We start from the raw sequence: 14,809 nt of genomic DNA, 5'->3' as shown, positions 1-14,809 counted from the left end.
TCAGCGACAAGGTGCCAGTCTTTGGAATGCGCCTTCTATGCTTGACCGCCACGCACGTCAGATCATCGATCCGCCCCTGAACCAGATCGGGCGGGGCCTTGCTGCGCGGGGCTTTACGGCGGATGGTGTCACCTTGATTGGACTCGCGCTAGGGTTGTTCTCTGCGCTTCTGATTGGCCTTGGTGCGCCGGGTTGGGCGCTGCTACCACTTCTGGCAAGTCGCTTGGCCGATGGGCTGGACGGCGCCGTCGCGCGCGCCACACGCAAAACCGATTTTGGTGGTTATCTCGACATCGCAGTCGACTTTTTGTTCTACGGGGCCATACCGATGGCCTTCGTCTTGTATGATCCCGCCGCCAACGGCGCGGCTGGCGCGTTTCTGTTGGCGTCGTTCTATTTCAACGGCACCAGCTTTCTGGGCTACGCGATCCTCGCCGAAAAGCATGGGCACAAGACCGACGCGCAGGGCCAGAAATCGCTCTATTACTCCAACGGCATTCTTGAGGGGACAGAGACGATCATCTTCTTCGTCATCCTGTGCCTTGTGCCTGAGTATTTCTCGCCGCTGGCATGGGTGTTTGGCACCTTGTGCTTTGCCACCGCCACATTGCGGATCTACGCCGCCAAGCAAATCTACACGACGTAAAGGACGACACTTATGAAACATCTAGCCCTTTTGGCTGCCTTGCTGGCGCCGGTGCCAGCCCTGGCGGATATCAACCCTGCAGACTGGGATGCCGTCACAGCCGAAGCCGAAGGCCAGACGGTGTTCTGGAACGCCTGGGGCGGGTCGACCACGACCAATGACTTCATTGCCTGGGTCGGCCAGCGCGTGATGGAGGACTATGGCGTCACATTGGAACACGTGAAGCTGACCGATACGGCAGATGCCGTCACCCGCGTTCTGTCCGAAAAGCAGGCGGGCGAAGACGATGACGGTGCCGTCGACATGATCTGGATCAACGGCGCAAACTTTGCTGCGATGAAAGAGGCCGATCTGCTCTTTGGTCCTTATGCTGAACAATTGCCGAACTGGGCCTTTGTGGATGTTGAGGGCAAGACCGTCCAGACAGACTTTACCGTGCCCACCGAAGGGTTCGAGAGCCCATGGGCCATGGCGCAGGTTGTGTTCATCCATGACACCGCTGACATTCCAGCGCCTTTGGGCGACATGAATGCGATCCTGGAGTGGTCCGCCGCCAATCCCGGCCGCTTCACTTATCCGCAACCACCGGATTTTCTGGGAACCACCTTCTTAAAACAGGCGCTGGTCGATCTGATGGATGATCCATCGGCACTCGCAACACCGGCAACAGATGAAAACTATGATGCGGTGACAGAGCCTCTTTGGACGTTTCTTGATGCACTGACACCGACTTTATGGCGCGCGGGTCGTGCCTATCCAGCGACGGGTCCTGCACAATTGCAGCTCATCGCCGATGGCGAGGTTGATCTGGCTGTGTCCTTCAGCCCCGGCGAGGCGACGGCGGCCATCGCTAATAACCAACTGCCTGACACGGTGCGGACTTTCGTGTTGGATAAAGGCACCATCGGCAATGCATCGTTTGTGGCGATCCCCTACAATTCAGGGTCAAAAGCCGGTGCGATGGTGGTGGCCAATTTCCTGATGTCGCCCGAGGCACAGGCCCGCGCGCAGGACCCGAATATTCTGGGCTACGGCACGGTTCTGGATATGGACGCGCTCTCAGCCGATGATCGCGCGCTCTTCGATGCGCTGGATCTTGGGATCGCGACACTGTCACCGGCTGAGCTTGGTACCGTTCAGGCCGAGCCGCATCCCAGCTGGATGACACGCATCGCCGATGACTGGATGAACCGCTATGGCGTCGCGCAGTAGCACGTGTTCTTCCTGAGCGACCCTCGCCAAATGCCGCATCGCCTGCATATGGCAGGCGATGCAGGTTGGCTGGGGCATATCCGGTCACGGCGCTTTCTGTTATTGCTGCCCGCGCTGACACTACTGGCCATGCTCGGGCCAGTCTTTGCCGGGCTTTGGGGAACGCTTTTGCCTGCCTTTGGCCATTTGCCCGCCGCAGGGCAGATCGGCGCCTCGCTCGATCCGTTTCGTGACCTTGTTGCATGGCCGGGCCTGCCGCGCGCGATGCTGTTATCGGTCACGACAGGGTTGCTCGCCACCTCGATCTCGCTGGCCATCGTCATGTTGGTTACCGCAGGCTGGTCGGGCACCCGCGCTTTTCGCCTGCTTGAGAGGCTTTTGTCTCCGCTTTTATCCTTGCCGCATGCGGCAGCGGCCTTTGGCCTTGCCTTCCTGATCGCGCCATCTGGCTGGCTATCACGCCTGCTGTCGCCTGGGTTGACAGGCTGGGAACGGCCACCGGACTGGCTGATTGTTCAGGACAATTGGGGTCTGACCATGACGGCGGGCCTGATTGTCAAAGAAGTGCCGTTTCTGCTTCTGATCACGTTGGCCGCGTTGGGTCAGGCCGACGCACGGCGTAGCGTCACGGTTGCGCAGGCCTTGGGATATGGCCGGGTGACGGGCTGGCTGAAAACGGTCTTTCCTCGCGTCTATGCCCAGATACGTCCGCCCGTCTACGTGGTGCTCGCCTATGCAATGTCGGTTGTGGATGTCGCGGTCATTCTGGGGCCGAACACACCGCCGCCCCTATCTGTGCAAATCGTCAAATGGATGTCCGACCCAGACCTGGCCATGCGGCTTGAAGGCGCCGCCGGTGCCCTGGTCCAGCTTGCATTGGTCGTGGGAGCCTTGGCTTTTTGGCGCGTCGGGGAGTGGGTCGTGGCGCGCTTGGGCCGTCGCTGGATCGCCAGCGGCGCGCGCGGGCGGTTTGACCCGCTGGTGGCGCGCCTTGCCTTGCTGAGCGGGGCGGCTTGCGCCCTTGCCGTCTTGCTCGGTCTCGGCGTGCTCGCGATCTGGTCTTTTGCCGGGTTCTGGGGCTTTCCCGACGCGCTGCCCGACCAGTTCACATGGCGCAACTGGATGCGCTTTGGCCCCGGCACGCAAGAGGCGATGATTGAAACAGCGCTGATCGCGATTGTCGCGGCCTCGGTTGCCTTGATCCTGACCATCGGTTGTCTTGAGGCTGAATATCGCTACGGGTTGACCTTCAGCAGGCGGGCCGTGTGGCTTTTGTATTTGCCACTCCTGATCCCGCAGACGGCATTTCTGCCGGGCCTGCAGACGTTGATGCTGAATATCGGCGCCGACGCTGGGCGATTACCGGTGATCCTGGCGCATCTCGTCTTTGTATTGCCTTATGTTTTTCTATCGCTCGCCGACCCTTATCGCGCCTGGGATACGCGGATAGGTACGATTGCCGCGGCTTTACGCGCCAGCCCGAATGGTGTTTTGTGGCGCGTCCGTTTGCCAATGCTGTTGCGGCCCATCCTGACGGCGCTGGCCGTGGGATTGGCGGTCTCGGTGGGGCAATATCTGGCGACGCTGCTTATCGGTGGTGGGCGCGTGGCGACGCTGACGACCGAAGCAGTGGCACTCGCCTCTGGCGGCGATCGCCGCGCGATTGCGGTTTATGGCCTGATGCAGACGGGCGCAGCGCTTGTACCGTTCGCCCTCGCATTGCTGATCCCTGCGCTGGTCTGGCGCAACAGACAAGGGCTGCGGCATGGATAAAGGTTTGTCTTTGCGCCACGTGACAATCTCGAAGGACGGAGCACCTTTGCTATCGGTCCACCACGATGTCGCGCCCGGTGAGGTCCTGACGATCATGGGGCCGTCAGGTGTGGGGAAATCAACGCTTCTTGCATTCATCACCGGCACACTCGCACCGGATTTTGAGGCGGAAGGAGAGGTCTGGCTGGACGGGCATAACGTCACCTACGCCGCCCCGCATCAGCGCCGGGTTGGGATCCTCTTTCAGGATGATCTGCTTTTCCCGCATTTATCTGTTGGGGCCAATCTGGCCTTTGGCCTGCAACCTGGCGGTTCGACCGCTGCCAGGAAGACGAAGGTCGAGGAGGCCTTGACCGAGGTCGGCCTAAGTGGATTTGCCGACCGCGATCCGGCCACGCTTTCCGGTGGGCAAAAGGCACGGATTGCGTTGATGCGCATGCTTCTGTCAGAACCTTGCGGGCTTTTGCTGGATGAGCCGTTTTCGCGGCTTGATGCCGAACGGCGCGCGCAGGTGCGCGACATGGTGTTTGACCGCGCGCGCGCCCGTGAGTTGCCTGTTCTGATGGTGACACATGATGCCGAAGATGCCCGGGCGGCGGGTGGAGCAGTGATCACGCTTGGCTCTGAAAAGCCAGCTTAGTCTATGTCGGTCGCTATCGGTCTTCCGGTTTTGCGGGCAGGGCACTGCCGAATTGATGAAGCGCCTTCAGCACCGGCCTGATGTTCAGACCGAGATCGGTAAGGGAGTAAAGTGTGCGCGGGGGGTGCGTATCAATCACCTCGCGTGCAATCAGCCCATGTTCCTGCAGTGACTTCAGACGGGCCGACAAAGTTGTCGGGCTGATGCCGTCGAGCGCCTTGGCGAAATCCTGGAACCGCTGTGGCCCGTCAAGGCTCAGGTTGCGCAGGATCAGCAGGGTCCACCGGTCTGCAATGATATCCGCGCTGCGAGCCACGGGGCAGTTGGGGCGCATGTTGATCTCCATGCCGGTTGGTACCCGCCCAACAGACGTTTGACAACAGAAGTCAAACTGACTACAGAAAATGTATTGACTACATAAGAGGTATATAATGCAAGTACCGGACTATGCGATTTTACTTGTGATCAGCACATTGATGTTTGTCTCGGGCGGGCTTGCAATGATGCTGACCTTTGGAACTGCGTCAGCACAGTTGGGCAGAGAAGAGAAGCGGCGTTTTGCATTTATGATCGGCGGATACCTTCTTTCGTGGGCTGCGGCTGCGCAGGCGATTGCCTACACCAACATCCTTGTCCCGCGGGTCGAGCAGACCTTTCCGCTCCTTGGTGTGTTGGTGCTGGGCGGCACGGTGTTGGGCATCGTCCTACTATCTGTCAGTCGCCACGCGACTGCTGTGCTGCAAGCCATCCCATTGCACTGGCTGGCGACAATTCAGGTTTATCGTATCATTGGACTGGTGTTCTTGATGCTTTATGCGGATGGGCTGCTGTCAGGTTATTTTGCCTTGTCGACCGGGTGGGGCGACATCTTTGTCGGCGTTACGGCACCCATTGTTGGCTACTTGCTTTGGCGAGATACGGCGCGGTTTTGGGCCATCGGATTCGCATGGTGTATCGTAGGCATCGGGGATTTGCTGCTGGTGCTCTACAAGGCAATCAACTCCGCACCCGGTCCTTTTCAGACGACGTCCTTTGATCTGCCGACGGTGATTGTCGGGTATTACCCGTTCCCGCTGGTGCCACTGCTGATCGTCCCCATTTCGATCATTCTGCATGTTCAACTGATCCGCAGGCTTGTTGGGCGGCCTGTGCCGGTGCCTCAGTAGCGCCAGCTGTCATTACTCAAGCCGTTCAACCAGTTCGACGCGCCGATTGAGTTGACGTCCGGCCTCGTTCTTGTTCGAGGCAAGCGGTGCTGCTGGCCCGACGCCAATGGCTTGGAGGCGCGCCGTGTCGATTCCGTAGTCCTGCCCAAGGGCCGTGATAATCGCGACGGCCCGCTCTTGGGAGAGTTGCATGTTCAGGTCGAACGATCCGGTATCGCTGGTATGGCCGACGACATAGAAGTTGCCGGGGCGTTCGCGCAGCACATTGGCTATGATTTCGATGGATGGGGTGGATGAGGGGCGCAGCACAGCACTGCCCACGTCGAATTGGACACCATAAAGGATCGCCTTGCCTTCGGCGTCCATGTCTGATGTGACACCCAGTTCGCTGATCGTCACGGTGTCATCAGCCATGATCGCCCGCGTGACTTCTTCCATTCTGTAGTAGTTCCGATCAGCCGAGATCGTCAGTGCGAAATACGTCTCCTCAGTCGGCGTTTCGCGCCGGGCAGACAAGTAATAGCCGGATGCACTCTGCAGATAGTTCAGGATCGTGCCGACATTGTTCGCATCTCCGATCGGAGCAAATGTTCGGTTCCCGTTTACGTCCTTCAGATCGCGGACCCAAAAGCGCGATCCTGACCCAGCATCAGGATAAGGTGTCGCCTGAAGCGGGCGCGCGAACAGAAGTTCAAAGCCAGCCCCCTGCAACGCATTTTCAAAGCTGCGCGAAATCTCTAACACTGATTTGTCACGCGGCCCGTTCACCAGCGTCGCGCGCGTGATGCCCTCGATCGATTGCCGGGAATACGTCTCGTCCTCCATATCATCGTCGATCAGGATTGTGATCTGGTCAAAATCTGCGGCGTATTGGGCCGAGATTTCGCTGCCCTCGAAAGGCTGCACAACAGTCGGCTCCTGCGCCGCGAGACCGTTGGGTAGGAAGAGGGTGATGAGGAGAGTCTTCAGAACAATTAGGCGCAATCGGTGCATGATATCATCCTGTGGCAATGACAAACGAATAATATCGAAACGTTAGCAGGCTCTGGAATTACCGCCAGAGTTTCTGCCGCACGACCGCTCTAGAAGCGCCAACCCGCCCGTCGGGGCACCCGGACAGCGAGCATCGGTTTCAATAACGGCGAACGGAAGCGGTTCAGGTCGAGCGCTTCATGCACACCCGTCACGATCTCTCCGTCGAGCTGGGTCTGCACGGCAGAACGGGAATAGAATGGCGCGTCGAGCATGTTCAGCACCTGTTTCGGCTTTGTGCCAGGGTCGGCGCGTGTTTCGCGCATCACCTGCCAGAGCGACCGCCGAAACCGCGTGCGCGGCGGGGCCTCGACGATCTGTGCATCGCCATTGCCATCGAACGCAATCGCGATGTCCAGTGTTGTGCCATCGCGACGGACCGCATCATAGATACATGTCGCACCGGTCCTCGTTGGATAACGGCCCCATGTCCAAAAGCTGAAATCCTGTTCCAGCGCGCGGGTGCCGAAATTGGCGTCGAAGTAACCATGGCCGGACCATTGCCAGCCCTTGGCCTCCAGATCGACCTTGATGTCAGAGGATGGCGCAAAGGGGCGCCAGATATGGGTGCCATCGGGTGTCAGGGGCAGTTCAACGCTGGTCATGGCGTCAGGCTTAACGGTGATCTGCCCACGCACCCGACTGATCAGAGGTGGGCTGCTGATCTCATTGATGTCGATGATCAGTTCTTTACCGGTCCAATGCATCGCAGATGGCCCGACCTGAAACGTGTCGGGCGTCGTGTTAAGCGCGGCGCGTCCGCGATCGGTCATGGTGAACCGGCCACCCGGCCCATAGGTGGCCACGTTGATGCAGCAGTGATTGGCCGGGTCCTTGCGCCCCGACCACGCATACCAGGGCGAAAAGACCGACCCTATGAACCCGATGACAGAGACGGCTTTGCGGCCGCATTCGCTGATCCCGTCGACATACCACCAGGCATAGCCGTTTGGCGGGACATCGAGGTGGAAGCAAGGTCCGTCATGATCGCCGCGGCTGCGTGCTGGCCGGAGAGTGTCGCCATCGGCACCCCCGCCCCCGGATGCGCCCCGCCCCCGCAAAGATACAGCCCCGGTATCTTCGTGCGCGCCGTCGGCCGTTTGAAGGCTGCCATCAGCCCATGCGGGCTGCGCCCGTAAAGGGATCCTTGGCTCGCCGGAAACAGCGCGTCGAAGCCGTGCGGTGTCGTCAGCGTTTCGGGTCCGGGCGTGGGGCTGAAGGTCAGCCCGAATTGCCGGAACCGGTCGAAAATCTGTGTCTGACATGGGGCTGTTTCCTTGCTGGGGTCGCGCGGGATCGGCGGGCCGTTCATGATGGTCTCAAACCTTTGCAGCGCGTCCACTGCGACGCTGCCATGATCCTGCGCGCAAAGGTAAAGCGTGGCGTCGTTGGGCATTTGGCCCTTCGCGAGGGCGTCAAATTCCGCCTCCGGGTCGTGGCCGAAAAAGACCGTGTGGTGGGCGAGTGCCATACCCTGTGGTTTAGCCGCGAAAGCGTGTACGTAGGCCGAAAGGCTGCGCGGAGTGATGTGGGCTTCTTTGACCGCCTTTTGCGCAGGCTCTCCCAAAAGACCGGTTACGAGGGCACGCGGATCGCCGTTGAAGAGGACGATGTCGGCGGGCAAGTGGCCTTGCGCCGTCTCAACACCTGTCACTTTGCCGCCTTGCTGGGTGATCCGGCTGACCTTGGTGCCGTAGTGGAAAATGGCTCCGCGCGACTTGGACAGCGCCTCTAGACAGGTGGCAAGCCGGTGGATCCCACCCTCGACTGACCAAACGCCGCGCGCTTCTGCCTGCCAGATCAACGAGAGAATCGCTGGCGATTGATAGGGCGATCCACCCACATAGGTAGCGTAGCGTCCGAAGAGCTGTGCGAGATGCGGGTTGGAGAATGTCGTTTTCAGAAGACTCGCGAGGCTGCGATGGAGCGCCATATCGGCGATCAGGCGTGGTTGCCGCAGAACTGCAGCGGTTACCGCCCCTTGCCGCGGTGTGGCGGTCTGCATCATGGGCCGGTCGAACCCGTCAAAAAGACGCTGCGCCCGCGACGAGAAAGCCGCGAATTCGCGGCCGGCCTTTGCGCCAAAGGCGCGAGTCACGTTCTGAAGGCTCTGGTCCGCATCAGCGACTAAATCCAGCGTTGCCCCGTCATCCCAATAGTGCCGCGCCAATGTGGTAAGGGGTTTCAGCGTCATGTGCTCATCCAGCGCCTCACCCACATCGGCAAAAAGCCTCTCGAAAACGTGGCGCATGGTGAACACGGTAGGCCCCGCATCCACCGGCCCTGCGGCAGAGGGCATGGTGCGCATCTTGCCGCCGGGGGCGCCATGCATGTCGCAAACCGTGACATCGCATCCCTGATGGCTCAACCGCAGGGCGGATGCCAATCCGCCAATGCCAGCGCCAATCACCACCACTTTGGCCTTGCGCACAGTCATTGCGTTTTGTGACTCTCTTGTCCCATTTGATTTACATTGACACATGTAAACTAAAATGGACAGTATGAAGTCCAAAGGGGATACGCGAATGAAGATTGCAGAGCGGATCGAAACGACGATGGCCGCTGCCATTGCCTCTGGCCAAGGTGGTATCGCCCCGTCCAAGCTGGCCGCAGCGCTGGAATATGCCGTGACCCCTGGTGGTGCGCGGATCAGGCCAACGATCCTGACGTCGGTGGCCATGGCCTGCGGCGACGATCATCCGGAACTGACGAATACGGCGGCAGTGGCACTTGAGGTGATCCATTGCGCAAGCCTCGTCCACGATGATCTGCCATGTTTCGATGATGCAGCCATGCGGCGGGGCAAACCCGCGCTGCATCTGGCGTTCTCCGAGCCACTGGCGGTGCTGACAGGTGACAGCCTGATCATCATGGCGTTCCAGCTTCTGGCGCGTACGGCCCCGGCTGACCGGGCCTTGGCGCTGATCGATATCCTTGGCACGCGCACGGGCATGCCCTTTGGGATTTGCGCGGGCCAGGGTTGGGAGAGCGAGGATCAGATCGACCTCTCGGCCTATCATCAGGCCAAGACCGGCGCATTGTTCATCGCGGCGACCCAGATGGGCGCCGTCGCAGCCGGACAGGATGCCGAACCTTGGGGGGAACTTGGCGCCCGCATTGGTGAGGCGTTTCAAGTGGCCGACGATCTACGCGACGCGCTGTGCGATGAGGCGACCTTGGGCAAGCCTGCGGGGCAGGACGATTTGCATGGCCGGCCAAATGCGGTCGCGGCTTTGGGCGTTGCAGGGGCGGTCAGCCGCTTTGACGATATCCTCAGCGGTGCCATCGCCTCGATCCCCGCATGTCCAGGCGAGGCGGCTCTGGCGCAAATGGTGCGCGCCTATGCCGACAAGCTTGTGCCGGACGGCGCGCGTTCCCGGCGTACTGTGCCGGGCGAGTAGTGGTTAATCTCGAACTTCATGGGGCGCAGGTGGCCCGCGTCCCCCGACGCCCTCGCGCCGCATCGCGCCTGACACGCCTTGTTGCATCCCGCGGATTTCAGAAATGGGCCGCCCGGTTCCCTTTGACCCGACGCTTGGTCCGGTCGGAAGGCGAGGCGATGTTTGATCTGGTCGCAGGCTTTTGTCACAGCCAGATCCTGCAGGCGCTTGTGGAATTCGACATTCCGCAGATGCTTTTGCGCAACGAGATGACGACAGATGCACTGGCGACCGAGGCAGAGGTTCCGCTGGACCGGATGCATGTGCTTCTGTCTGCGGCTGTGGCTTTGGGCCTCTTGAAGCGGCGCAAATCGGGGCTTTATGCGCTAACGATCCGTGGTGCTGCCCTTGCCGGAGTACCGGGGTTGTCGGGCATGATCTCGCACCATGACGTGCTCTACCTCGATCTGGCCGACCCGGTGGCTTTTTTCCGGGGCGAGGTTGAGACGGAACTGGCCGAGTTCTGGCCTTACGTTTTCGGGGCTTCGGGCGCGACCGATCCGAAAGTGGCGAGCACCTACTCACAGTTGATGGCGGATAGTCAGGTCCTGGTTGCCGAAGACACCCTCGCCACTGTTTCGCTGAACGGTGTGCGCCACATCATGGATGTCGGTGGCGGTTCTGGTGCGTTTCTTGCGGCAGTCGGGCAGGCCTATCCCAATCTACACATGACGTTGTTCGATCTGCCTGCTGTCGCGCCTGGGGCGCAGGCACGTTTTGCCGATCTTGGGCTGTCCGAGCGTGTGATGATCGCGCCAGGATCATTTCGCGATGACCCGCTGCCGCAGGGGGCCGACCTGATCAGCCTCGTGCGTGTTCTTTATGATCACTCGGATGAAACGGTCAGCGCGCTTTTGCGATCCGTCTATGAGGCTTTGCCGGTTGGCGGATCGCTTCTTGTGTCCGAACCGATGACTGGTGGGGATCAGCCGCAGCGCGCAGGGGATGCCTATTACGCGCTTTATTGCATGGCGATGCGCACGGGAAAGGCGCGGTCAGCTGACCAGATTGCCGCGCTTCTGCGTCAGGCCGGTTTCACCGACATCCAGACACCAAAATCGCGCCGGCCATTTGTGACATCGCTCGTCACAGGTGTAAAGCAAAGTTGACACTTTATATGTCCAAACTAATTGACACTGGGTCACGTCAAGCTAAACTACCGTAAGGACAGCGTGTTGCGCGGTGAGTCTGAAGGCTTCGCAGCATTGAGGAGAAAACGTTGGAAACCAAGGCTGTTATCCTGAATGCCCCAGGCGCTTTGGCGTTGGATCAGGTGGGAGTGACCGCGCCGAAGGCGGCGGATCTGGTTGTGGCGATTCAGCATTCCGGGATTTCCACGGGCACGGAAAAACTGTTCTGGACCGGAGAGATGCCGCCCTTCCCCGGCATGGGCTATCCGTTGATCCCCGGCTATGAGGCTGCGGGCGAAGTCGTCGAGGCAGGCCCCGAAAGCGGGTTTCGCGTGGGCGAGCATGTCTTTGTCCCCGGGGCAAGCTGCTACGAGGGCGCGCATGGTTTGTTCGGTGCCGCAGCCCAGACGATTGTTACCGATGCATCGCGTGCAACCCGTATCGACCGAACCTTGGGCGCGGCAGGCGCCTTGTTGGCGCTCGCGGCGACAGCCCGTCATGCGATGGCCGGGCCGGGAAAGGCGGTGCCCGACCTGATCGTGGGTCACGGCGTTTTGGGACGGTTGCTTGCGCGTTTAACGATAGCGGCAGGCGCACCCGCTCCAACGGTCTGGGAGATCGATGAAACCCGCATGGCTGGCGCTGACGGCTATCAGGTAATCAAGCCAGAGGCGGATACGCGCCGCGATTACAATTCCGTCTATGATGCGTCGGGACGTGGCGATCTGCTGAACGATCTGGTGGGTCGCATCGCCAAAGGCGGTGAGATTGTGCTTGCCGGGTTCTACACCGAACCTCTGCAATTCGCCTTTCCGCCCGCTTTCATGAAAGAGGCACGGTTCCGCATCAGCGCGGAATGGGCCCCTGACGACATGGTCGCTACCAAGGCACTGGTCGAGGCTGGAACGCTCGAATTGGCCGATCTGATCACACATCAGCAACCCGCGAAGGCGGCTGCGGAGGCTTACAAGACGGCCTTCACGGATCCGGCTTGCCTGAAAATGATACTGGACTGGGGAACCGCATGAAGGACGAAATACCGAACCTGAAGGATTTCGACCAGCGTTTGCGGGATGAGGCGGCGGTTGAGCCTTCGCTGGAGGTGCCGCAAAGCGAGCCGACCTCCAAAACCCAGATCATCGCGATCTACGGCAAGGGCGGGATCGGCAAGTCCTTCACGCTTGCCAATCTCAGCCATATGATGGCCGAGATGGGCAAGCGCGTGCTGCTGATCGGCTGCGATCCGAAATCGGACACAACCAGCCTGCTTTTCGGCGGCAAGGCCTGCCCCACGATCATCGAAACCTCCTCAAAGAAGAAGCTTGCCGGTGAAGAAGTGCAGATCGGTGACGTCTGCTTCAAACGGGGTGGCGTCTTCGCGATGGAGCTTGGTGGGCCAGAAGTGGGCCGTGGCTGCGGCGGGCGCGGGATCATCCACGGCTTTGAGCTCCTGGAAAAACTGGGCTTTCACGATTGGGATTTCGACTATGTGCTGCTCGATTTCCTCGGCGACGTGGTCTGTGGCGGCTTTGGCCTGCCCATCGCCCGTGACATGGCACAGAAAGTTATTCTGGTAGGATCAAATGACCTGCAATCGCTTTATGTTGCTAACAATGTCTGCTCGGCAGTCGAATATTTCCGAAAACTTGGTGGTAATGTTGGGGTCGCTGGACTCGTCATCAACAAGGATGACGGGACAGGCGAGGCTCAGGCTTTCGCCAAGGCAGTTGACATTCCTGTCCTTGCTGCAATTCCGCAAGATGACGACCTAAGGAAGAAGTCCGCAAACTATCAGATCGTTGGCACCCGCGAGGGGCAATGGGGTGCGCTGTTCGAAGGATTGGCTTCGGCGGTCGCTGATGCGCCACCTGTGCGTCCCGCCCCGCTTGATCAGGACGGGTTGCTGGGGCTTTTTGACAGCAAGGATACGGGCGCCGATTACGAACTCGTCCCCGCCACGGATGTCGACATGCGCGGTAAGAACGCCAAGCCGAAAGAAAGCTTGGAGGTCATCTATGATGACGCCTGAGCGGACCAAGCCATTGCCGGAAGACGTGCGCCGGATGTTGGCGGCAGCGCGTCCGGACCAGATCCAGCGCCTTCTCGATGACATCCGTCGGATACCGGCCACGGAGGCCGCGCGCTATGACGCATGAGCCTGACACCCAAGGCTACGAAGTGGGCTATGATGATGCGGGCAATGTCCAGATCATCGAGGGTGTCGCGCGCGATGAGATGTCAGCGGATTTGTCCGATCAAGCGCAACAAACGGCGCTGACTGGCGGCTGTGTGTCCGGTGCCGACAAGATGGAAGCCGCCGCGCGCGTGGCGGGAAAATCCGACATTCTGGATCAATACGCCAAGGACTATCCGCAAGGGCCCCATGACCAGCCGCAATCGATGTGTCCGGCTTTCGGGTCTTTACGCGTTGGCCTTCGCATGAAGCGGGTGGCGACGGTTTTGTCTGGGTCCGCCTGCTGTGTCTATGGGCTGACCTTCGTGTCGCATTTCTACGGCGCGCGACGCTCGGTCGGGTATGTGCCGTTCAACTCCGAAACGCTGGTCACGGGCAAACTGTTCGAGGATATCCGCGAAAGCGCGCACGATATGGCCGACCCGGATCGCTATGACGCGATTGTGGTGACGAACCTCTGCGTGCCGACAGCCTCCGGCGTGCCGCTGCGGCTTTTGCCGAAAGAGATCAACGGTGTGCGGATTGTCGGCATCGACGTGCCCGGCTTCGGCGTGCCCACCCATGCCGAGGCCAAGGATGTACTCGCCGGGGCGATGCTGAACTACGCGCGGACGGAAGCCGCCGCAGGTCCGGTTCAAGCACCGGTGGGTGGCAAATCCGACCGCCCAACTGTGACCCTTCTGGGCGAGATGTTCCCCGCTGATCCGATGATGATCGGCGCGATGCTGGCCCCATTAGGCCTTGCGGCGGGTCCGGTCGTGCCCACCCGCGAATGGCGGGAGCTTTACGCGGCCCTTGATTGTGGTGCTGTGGCCGCGATCCACCCATTCTACACCGCGTCCATCCGTGAATTTGAGGCTGCGGGTCGCCCCGTGATCGGTTCGGCCCCGATCGGCTATAACGGGACGGCGGCGTGGCTCTTGAAAGTCGGTGAGACATTCAACGTCCCCCCCGCGCAGATTGCAGCCGCCCAGAACGCGTTCCTGCCTGCCATCAACGAAGCGCTGAAAGCCGCGCCAATCAAGGGAACCATCACGCTTTCGGGCTATGAGGGCTCGGAACTGCTTGTTGCACGTCTGCTCGTCGAAAGCGGGGCGGAGGTGCCTTATGTCGGCACGGCCTGTCCCAAAACACGGTGGTCGCAGGACGATGCCGACTGGCTGGCCTCGCGCGGTGTGAAAGTGACCTATCGCGCATCGCTGGAGGATGATCTGGCAGCCGTGGACGCCATCAAGCCGGATCTGGCGATTGGCACGACGCCTGTGGTGCAGCATGCCAAGGAACATGGCATTCCGGCCCTTTACTTCACCAATCTGATTTCTGCCCGGCCACTCATGGGGCCAGCGGGTGCAGGCTCGCTGGCGCAGGTCGTGAATGCGGCTGTCGGTGGAAAAGAGAAGATGGATACGATGCGTGCCTTCTTTGAAGGCGTCGGTGCCGAGGATACCGCTGGCGTGTGGGAAGGCGCTCCCAACTTGCGGCCCGATTTCCGGACGCAGCATCAGAAAAAGCTCGACAAGATGGCGCGCGCGGCCAAGGCGGAGCGGATGATATGAAGAATTTTGGCCAAAATTCT

General features: G+C 60.4%; 15 protein-coding genes. 11 read left to right on the top strand and 4 right to left on the bottom strand.

Going from position 1 to position 14,809, the window contains the following annotated elements; genetic code table 11:
- Nucleotides 1–37: 37 nt before the first annotated feature.
- Genes SLH47_RS20005 through SLH47_RS19990 form a run of 4 tightly spaced genes read left to right on the top strand, consistent with a single transcriptional unit; the run spans nt 38 to nt 4,271 of the window.
- Entirely contained in the window at nt 38–646 is a 609-nt protein-coding gene (locus tag SLH47_RS20005; protein WP_320242037.1) for a CDP-alcohol phosphatidyltransferase family protein, read from the top strand.
- A gap of 12 nt (nt 647–658) precedes the next feature.
- Nucleotides 659–1,858 (top strand): ABC transporter substrate-binding protein, encoded by a 1,200-nt coding sequence (locus SLH47_RS20000; protein ID WP_320242035.1) that lies wholly within the window; start codon nt 659–661, stop codon nt 1,856–1,858.
- 48 nt (nt 1,859–1,906) lie between these two features.
- Nucleotides 1,907–3,631: an ABC transporter permease gene (locus SLH47_RS19995; protein ID WP_320242124.1), complete on the top strand. Its 1,725-nt coding sequence runs from the start codon at nt 1,907–1,909 to the stop codon at nt 3,629–3,631.
- Entirely contained in the window at nt 3,624–4,271 is a 648-nt protein-coding gene (locus SLH47_RS19990) for an ATP-binding cassette domain-containing protein (RefSeq protein WP_320242034.1), read from the top strand. The genes SLH47_RS19995 and SLH47_RS19990 overlap by 8 nt, the downstream gene beginning before the upstream one ends.
- 13 nt (nt 4,272–4,284) lie before the next feature.
- On the opposite strand, the gene SLH47_RS19985 is transcribed toward SLH47_RS19990, so the two are convergent.
- Nucleotides 4,285–4,617: a helix-turn-helix domain-containing protein gene (locus SLH47_RS19985; RefSeq protein ID WP_320242032.1), complete on the bottom strand. Its 333-nt coding sequence runs from the start codon at nt 4,615–4,617 to the stop codon at nt 4,285–4,287.
- Between the two features lie 85 nt (nt 4,618–4,702).
- Between SLH47_RS19985 and SLH47_RS19980 the strand changes: the two genes are divergently transcribed.
- Nucleotides 4,703–5,437 carry a hypothetical protein gene (locus SLH47_RS19980; protein ID WP_320242030.1) on the top strand — a complete coding sequence of 245 codons (735 nt, stop codon included), beginning with the start codon at nt 4,703–4,705 and terminating at the stop codon, nt 5,435–5,437.
- 12 nt (nt 5,438–5,449) lie between these two features.
- Here SLH47_RS19980 and SLH47_RS19975 read toward each other — a convergent pair whose 3' ends face one another.
- From SLH47_RS19975 to crtD, 3 genes are all read right to left on the bottom strand, one after another.
- Nucleotides 5,450–6,430, bottom strand: coding sequence for an OmpA family protein (locus SLH47_RS19975; RefSeq protein WP_320242028.1), 981 nt, complete (start codon nt 6,428–6,430; stop codon nt 5,450–5,452).
- An 89-nt stretch (nt 6,431–6,519) separates the two neighbouring features.
- Nucleotides 6,520–7,389 (bottom strand): carotenoid 1,2-hydratase, encoded by an 870-nt coding sequence (gene crtC / locus SLH47_RS19970; protein WP_320242123.1) that lies wholly within the window; start codon nt 7,387–7,389, stop codon nt 6,520–6,522.
- The gene (gene crtD / locus SLH47_RS19965; protein ID WP_320242026.1) at nt 7,344–8,906 is read right to left on the bottom strand and encodes a 1-hydroxycarotenoid 3,4-desaturase CrtD; all 1,563 of its coding nucleotides are present in this window, start codon (nt 8,904–8,906) and stop codon (nt 7,344–7,346) included. The genes crtC and crtD overlap by 46 nt, the downstream gene beginning before the upstream one ends.
- Before the next feature lie 88 nt (nt 8,907–8,994).
- Between crtD and SLH47_RS19960 the strand changes: the two genes are divergently transcribed.
- From SLH47_RS19960 to bchY, 6 genes are all read left to right on the top strand, one after another.
- A complete protein-coding gene (locus SLH47_RS19960) occupies nt 8,995–9,870 on the top strand; it encodes a polyprenyl synthetase family protein (RefSeq protein ID WP_320242025.1) in 876 nt (291 codons plus the stop codon).
- A gap of 158 nt (nt 9,871–10,028) precedes the next feature.
- A complete protein-coding gene (locus tag SLH47_RS19955) occupies nt 10,029–11,018 on the top strand; it encodes a methyltransferase (protein WP_413785660.1) in 990 nt (329 codons plus the stop codon).
- A gap of 110 nt (nt 11,019–11,128) precedes the next feature.
- Nucleotides 11,129–12,067, top strand: a complete 939-nt coding sequence (gene bchC / locus SLH47_RS19950; protein ID WP_320242022.1) for a chlorophyll synthesis pathway protein BchC — start codon at nt 11,129–11,131, stop codon at nt 12,065–12,067.
- Complete coding sequence (locus SLH47_RS19945) at nt 12,064–13,068, top strand: chlorophyllide a reductase iron protein subunit X (protein ID WP_320242021.1); 1,005 nt, start codon at nt 12,064–12,066, stop codon at nt 13,066–13,068. Before bchC ends, SLH47_RS19945 begins: the two co-directional genes overlap by 4 nt.
- Nucleotides 13,055–13,195: a hypothetical protein gene (locus tag SLH47_RS19940; RefSeq protein ID WP_320242019.1), complete on the top strand. Its 141-nt coding sequence runs from the start codon at nt 13,055–13,057 to the stop codon at nt 13,193–13,195. The genes SLH47_RS19945 and SLH47_RS19940 overlap by 14 nt, the downstream gene beginning before the upstream one ends.
- The gene (gene bchY / locus SLH47_RS19935; protein ID WP_320242018.1) at nt 13,185–14,789 is read left to right on the top strand and encodes a chlorophyllide a reductase subunit Y; all 1,605 of its coding nucleotides are present in this window, start codon (nt 13,185–13,187) and stop codon (nt 14,787–14,789) included. Before SLH47_RS19940 ends, bchY begins: the two co-directional genes overlap by 11 nt.
- Nucleotides 14,790–14,809: the final 20 nt, after the last annotated feature.

Source organism: Cognatiyoonia sp. IB215182, from assembly GCF_033963905.1.
In the GTDB taxonomy this organism is placed as follows: domain Bacteria; phylum Pseudomonadota; class Alphaproteobacteria; order Rhodobacterales; family Rhodobacteraceae; genus Yoonia.
Note: the sequence above shows the minus strand (reverse complement) of the source record. Positions and strands in the feature narration are given on the sequence as shown.

Bases quoted from the DNA above. Each gene is read 5' to 3' on its own strand.
- SLH47_RS20005 (WP_320242037.1), top strand. From the start codon at position 38: ATGCTTGACCGCCACGCACGTCAGATCATCGATCCGCCCCTGAACCAG.
- SLH47_RS20000 (WP_320242035.1), top strand. From the start codon at position 659: ATGAAACATCTAGCCCTTTTGGCTGCCTTGCTGGCGCCGGTGCCAGCC.
- SLH47_RS19995 (WP_320242124.1), top strand. From the start codon at position 1,907: ATGGCAGGCGATGCAGGTTGGCTGGGGCATATCCGGTCACGGCGCTTT.
- SLH47_RS19990 (WP_320242034.1), top strand. From the start codon at position 3,624: ATGGATAAAGGTTTGTCTTTGCGCCACGTGACAATCTCGAAGGACGGA.
- SLH47_RS19985 (WP_320242032.1), bottom strand. From the start codon at position 4,617: ATGGAGATCAACATGCGCCCCAACTGCCCCGTGGCTCGCAGCGCGGAT.
- SLH47_RS19980 (WP_320242030.1), top strand. From the start codon at position 4,703: ATGCAAGTACCGGACTATGCGATTTTACTTGTGATCAGCACATTGATG.
- SLH47_RS19975 (WP_320242028.1), bottom strand. From the start codon at position 6,430: ATGCACCGATTGCGCCTAATTGTTCTGAAGACTCTCCTCATCACCCTC.
- crtD (WP_320242026.1), bottom strand. From the start codon at position 8,906: ATGACTGTGCGCAAGGCCAAAGTGGTGGTGATTGGCGCTGGCATTGGC.
- SLH47_RS19960 (WP_320242025.1), top strand. From the start codon at position 8,995: ATGAAGATTGCAGAGCGGATCGAAACGACGATGGCCGCTGCCATTGCC.
- SLH47_RS19955 (WP_413785660.1), top strand. From the start codon at position 10,029: ATGTTTGATCTGGTCGCAGGCTTTTGTCACAGCCAGATCCTGCAGGCG.
- SLH47_RS19945 (WP_320242021.1), top strand. From the start codon at position 12,064: ATGAAGGACGAAATACCGAACCTGAAGGATTTCGACCAGCGTTTGCGG.
- SLH47_RS19940 (WP_320242019.1), top strand. From the start codon at position 13,055: ATGATGACGCCTGAGCGGACCAAGCCATTGCCGGAAGACGTGCGCCGG.
- bchY (WP_320242018.1), top strand. From the start codon at position 13,185: ATGACGCATGAGCCTGACACCCAAGGCTACGAAGTGGGCTATGATGAT.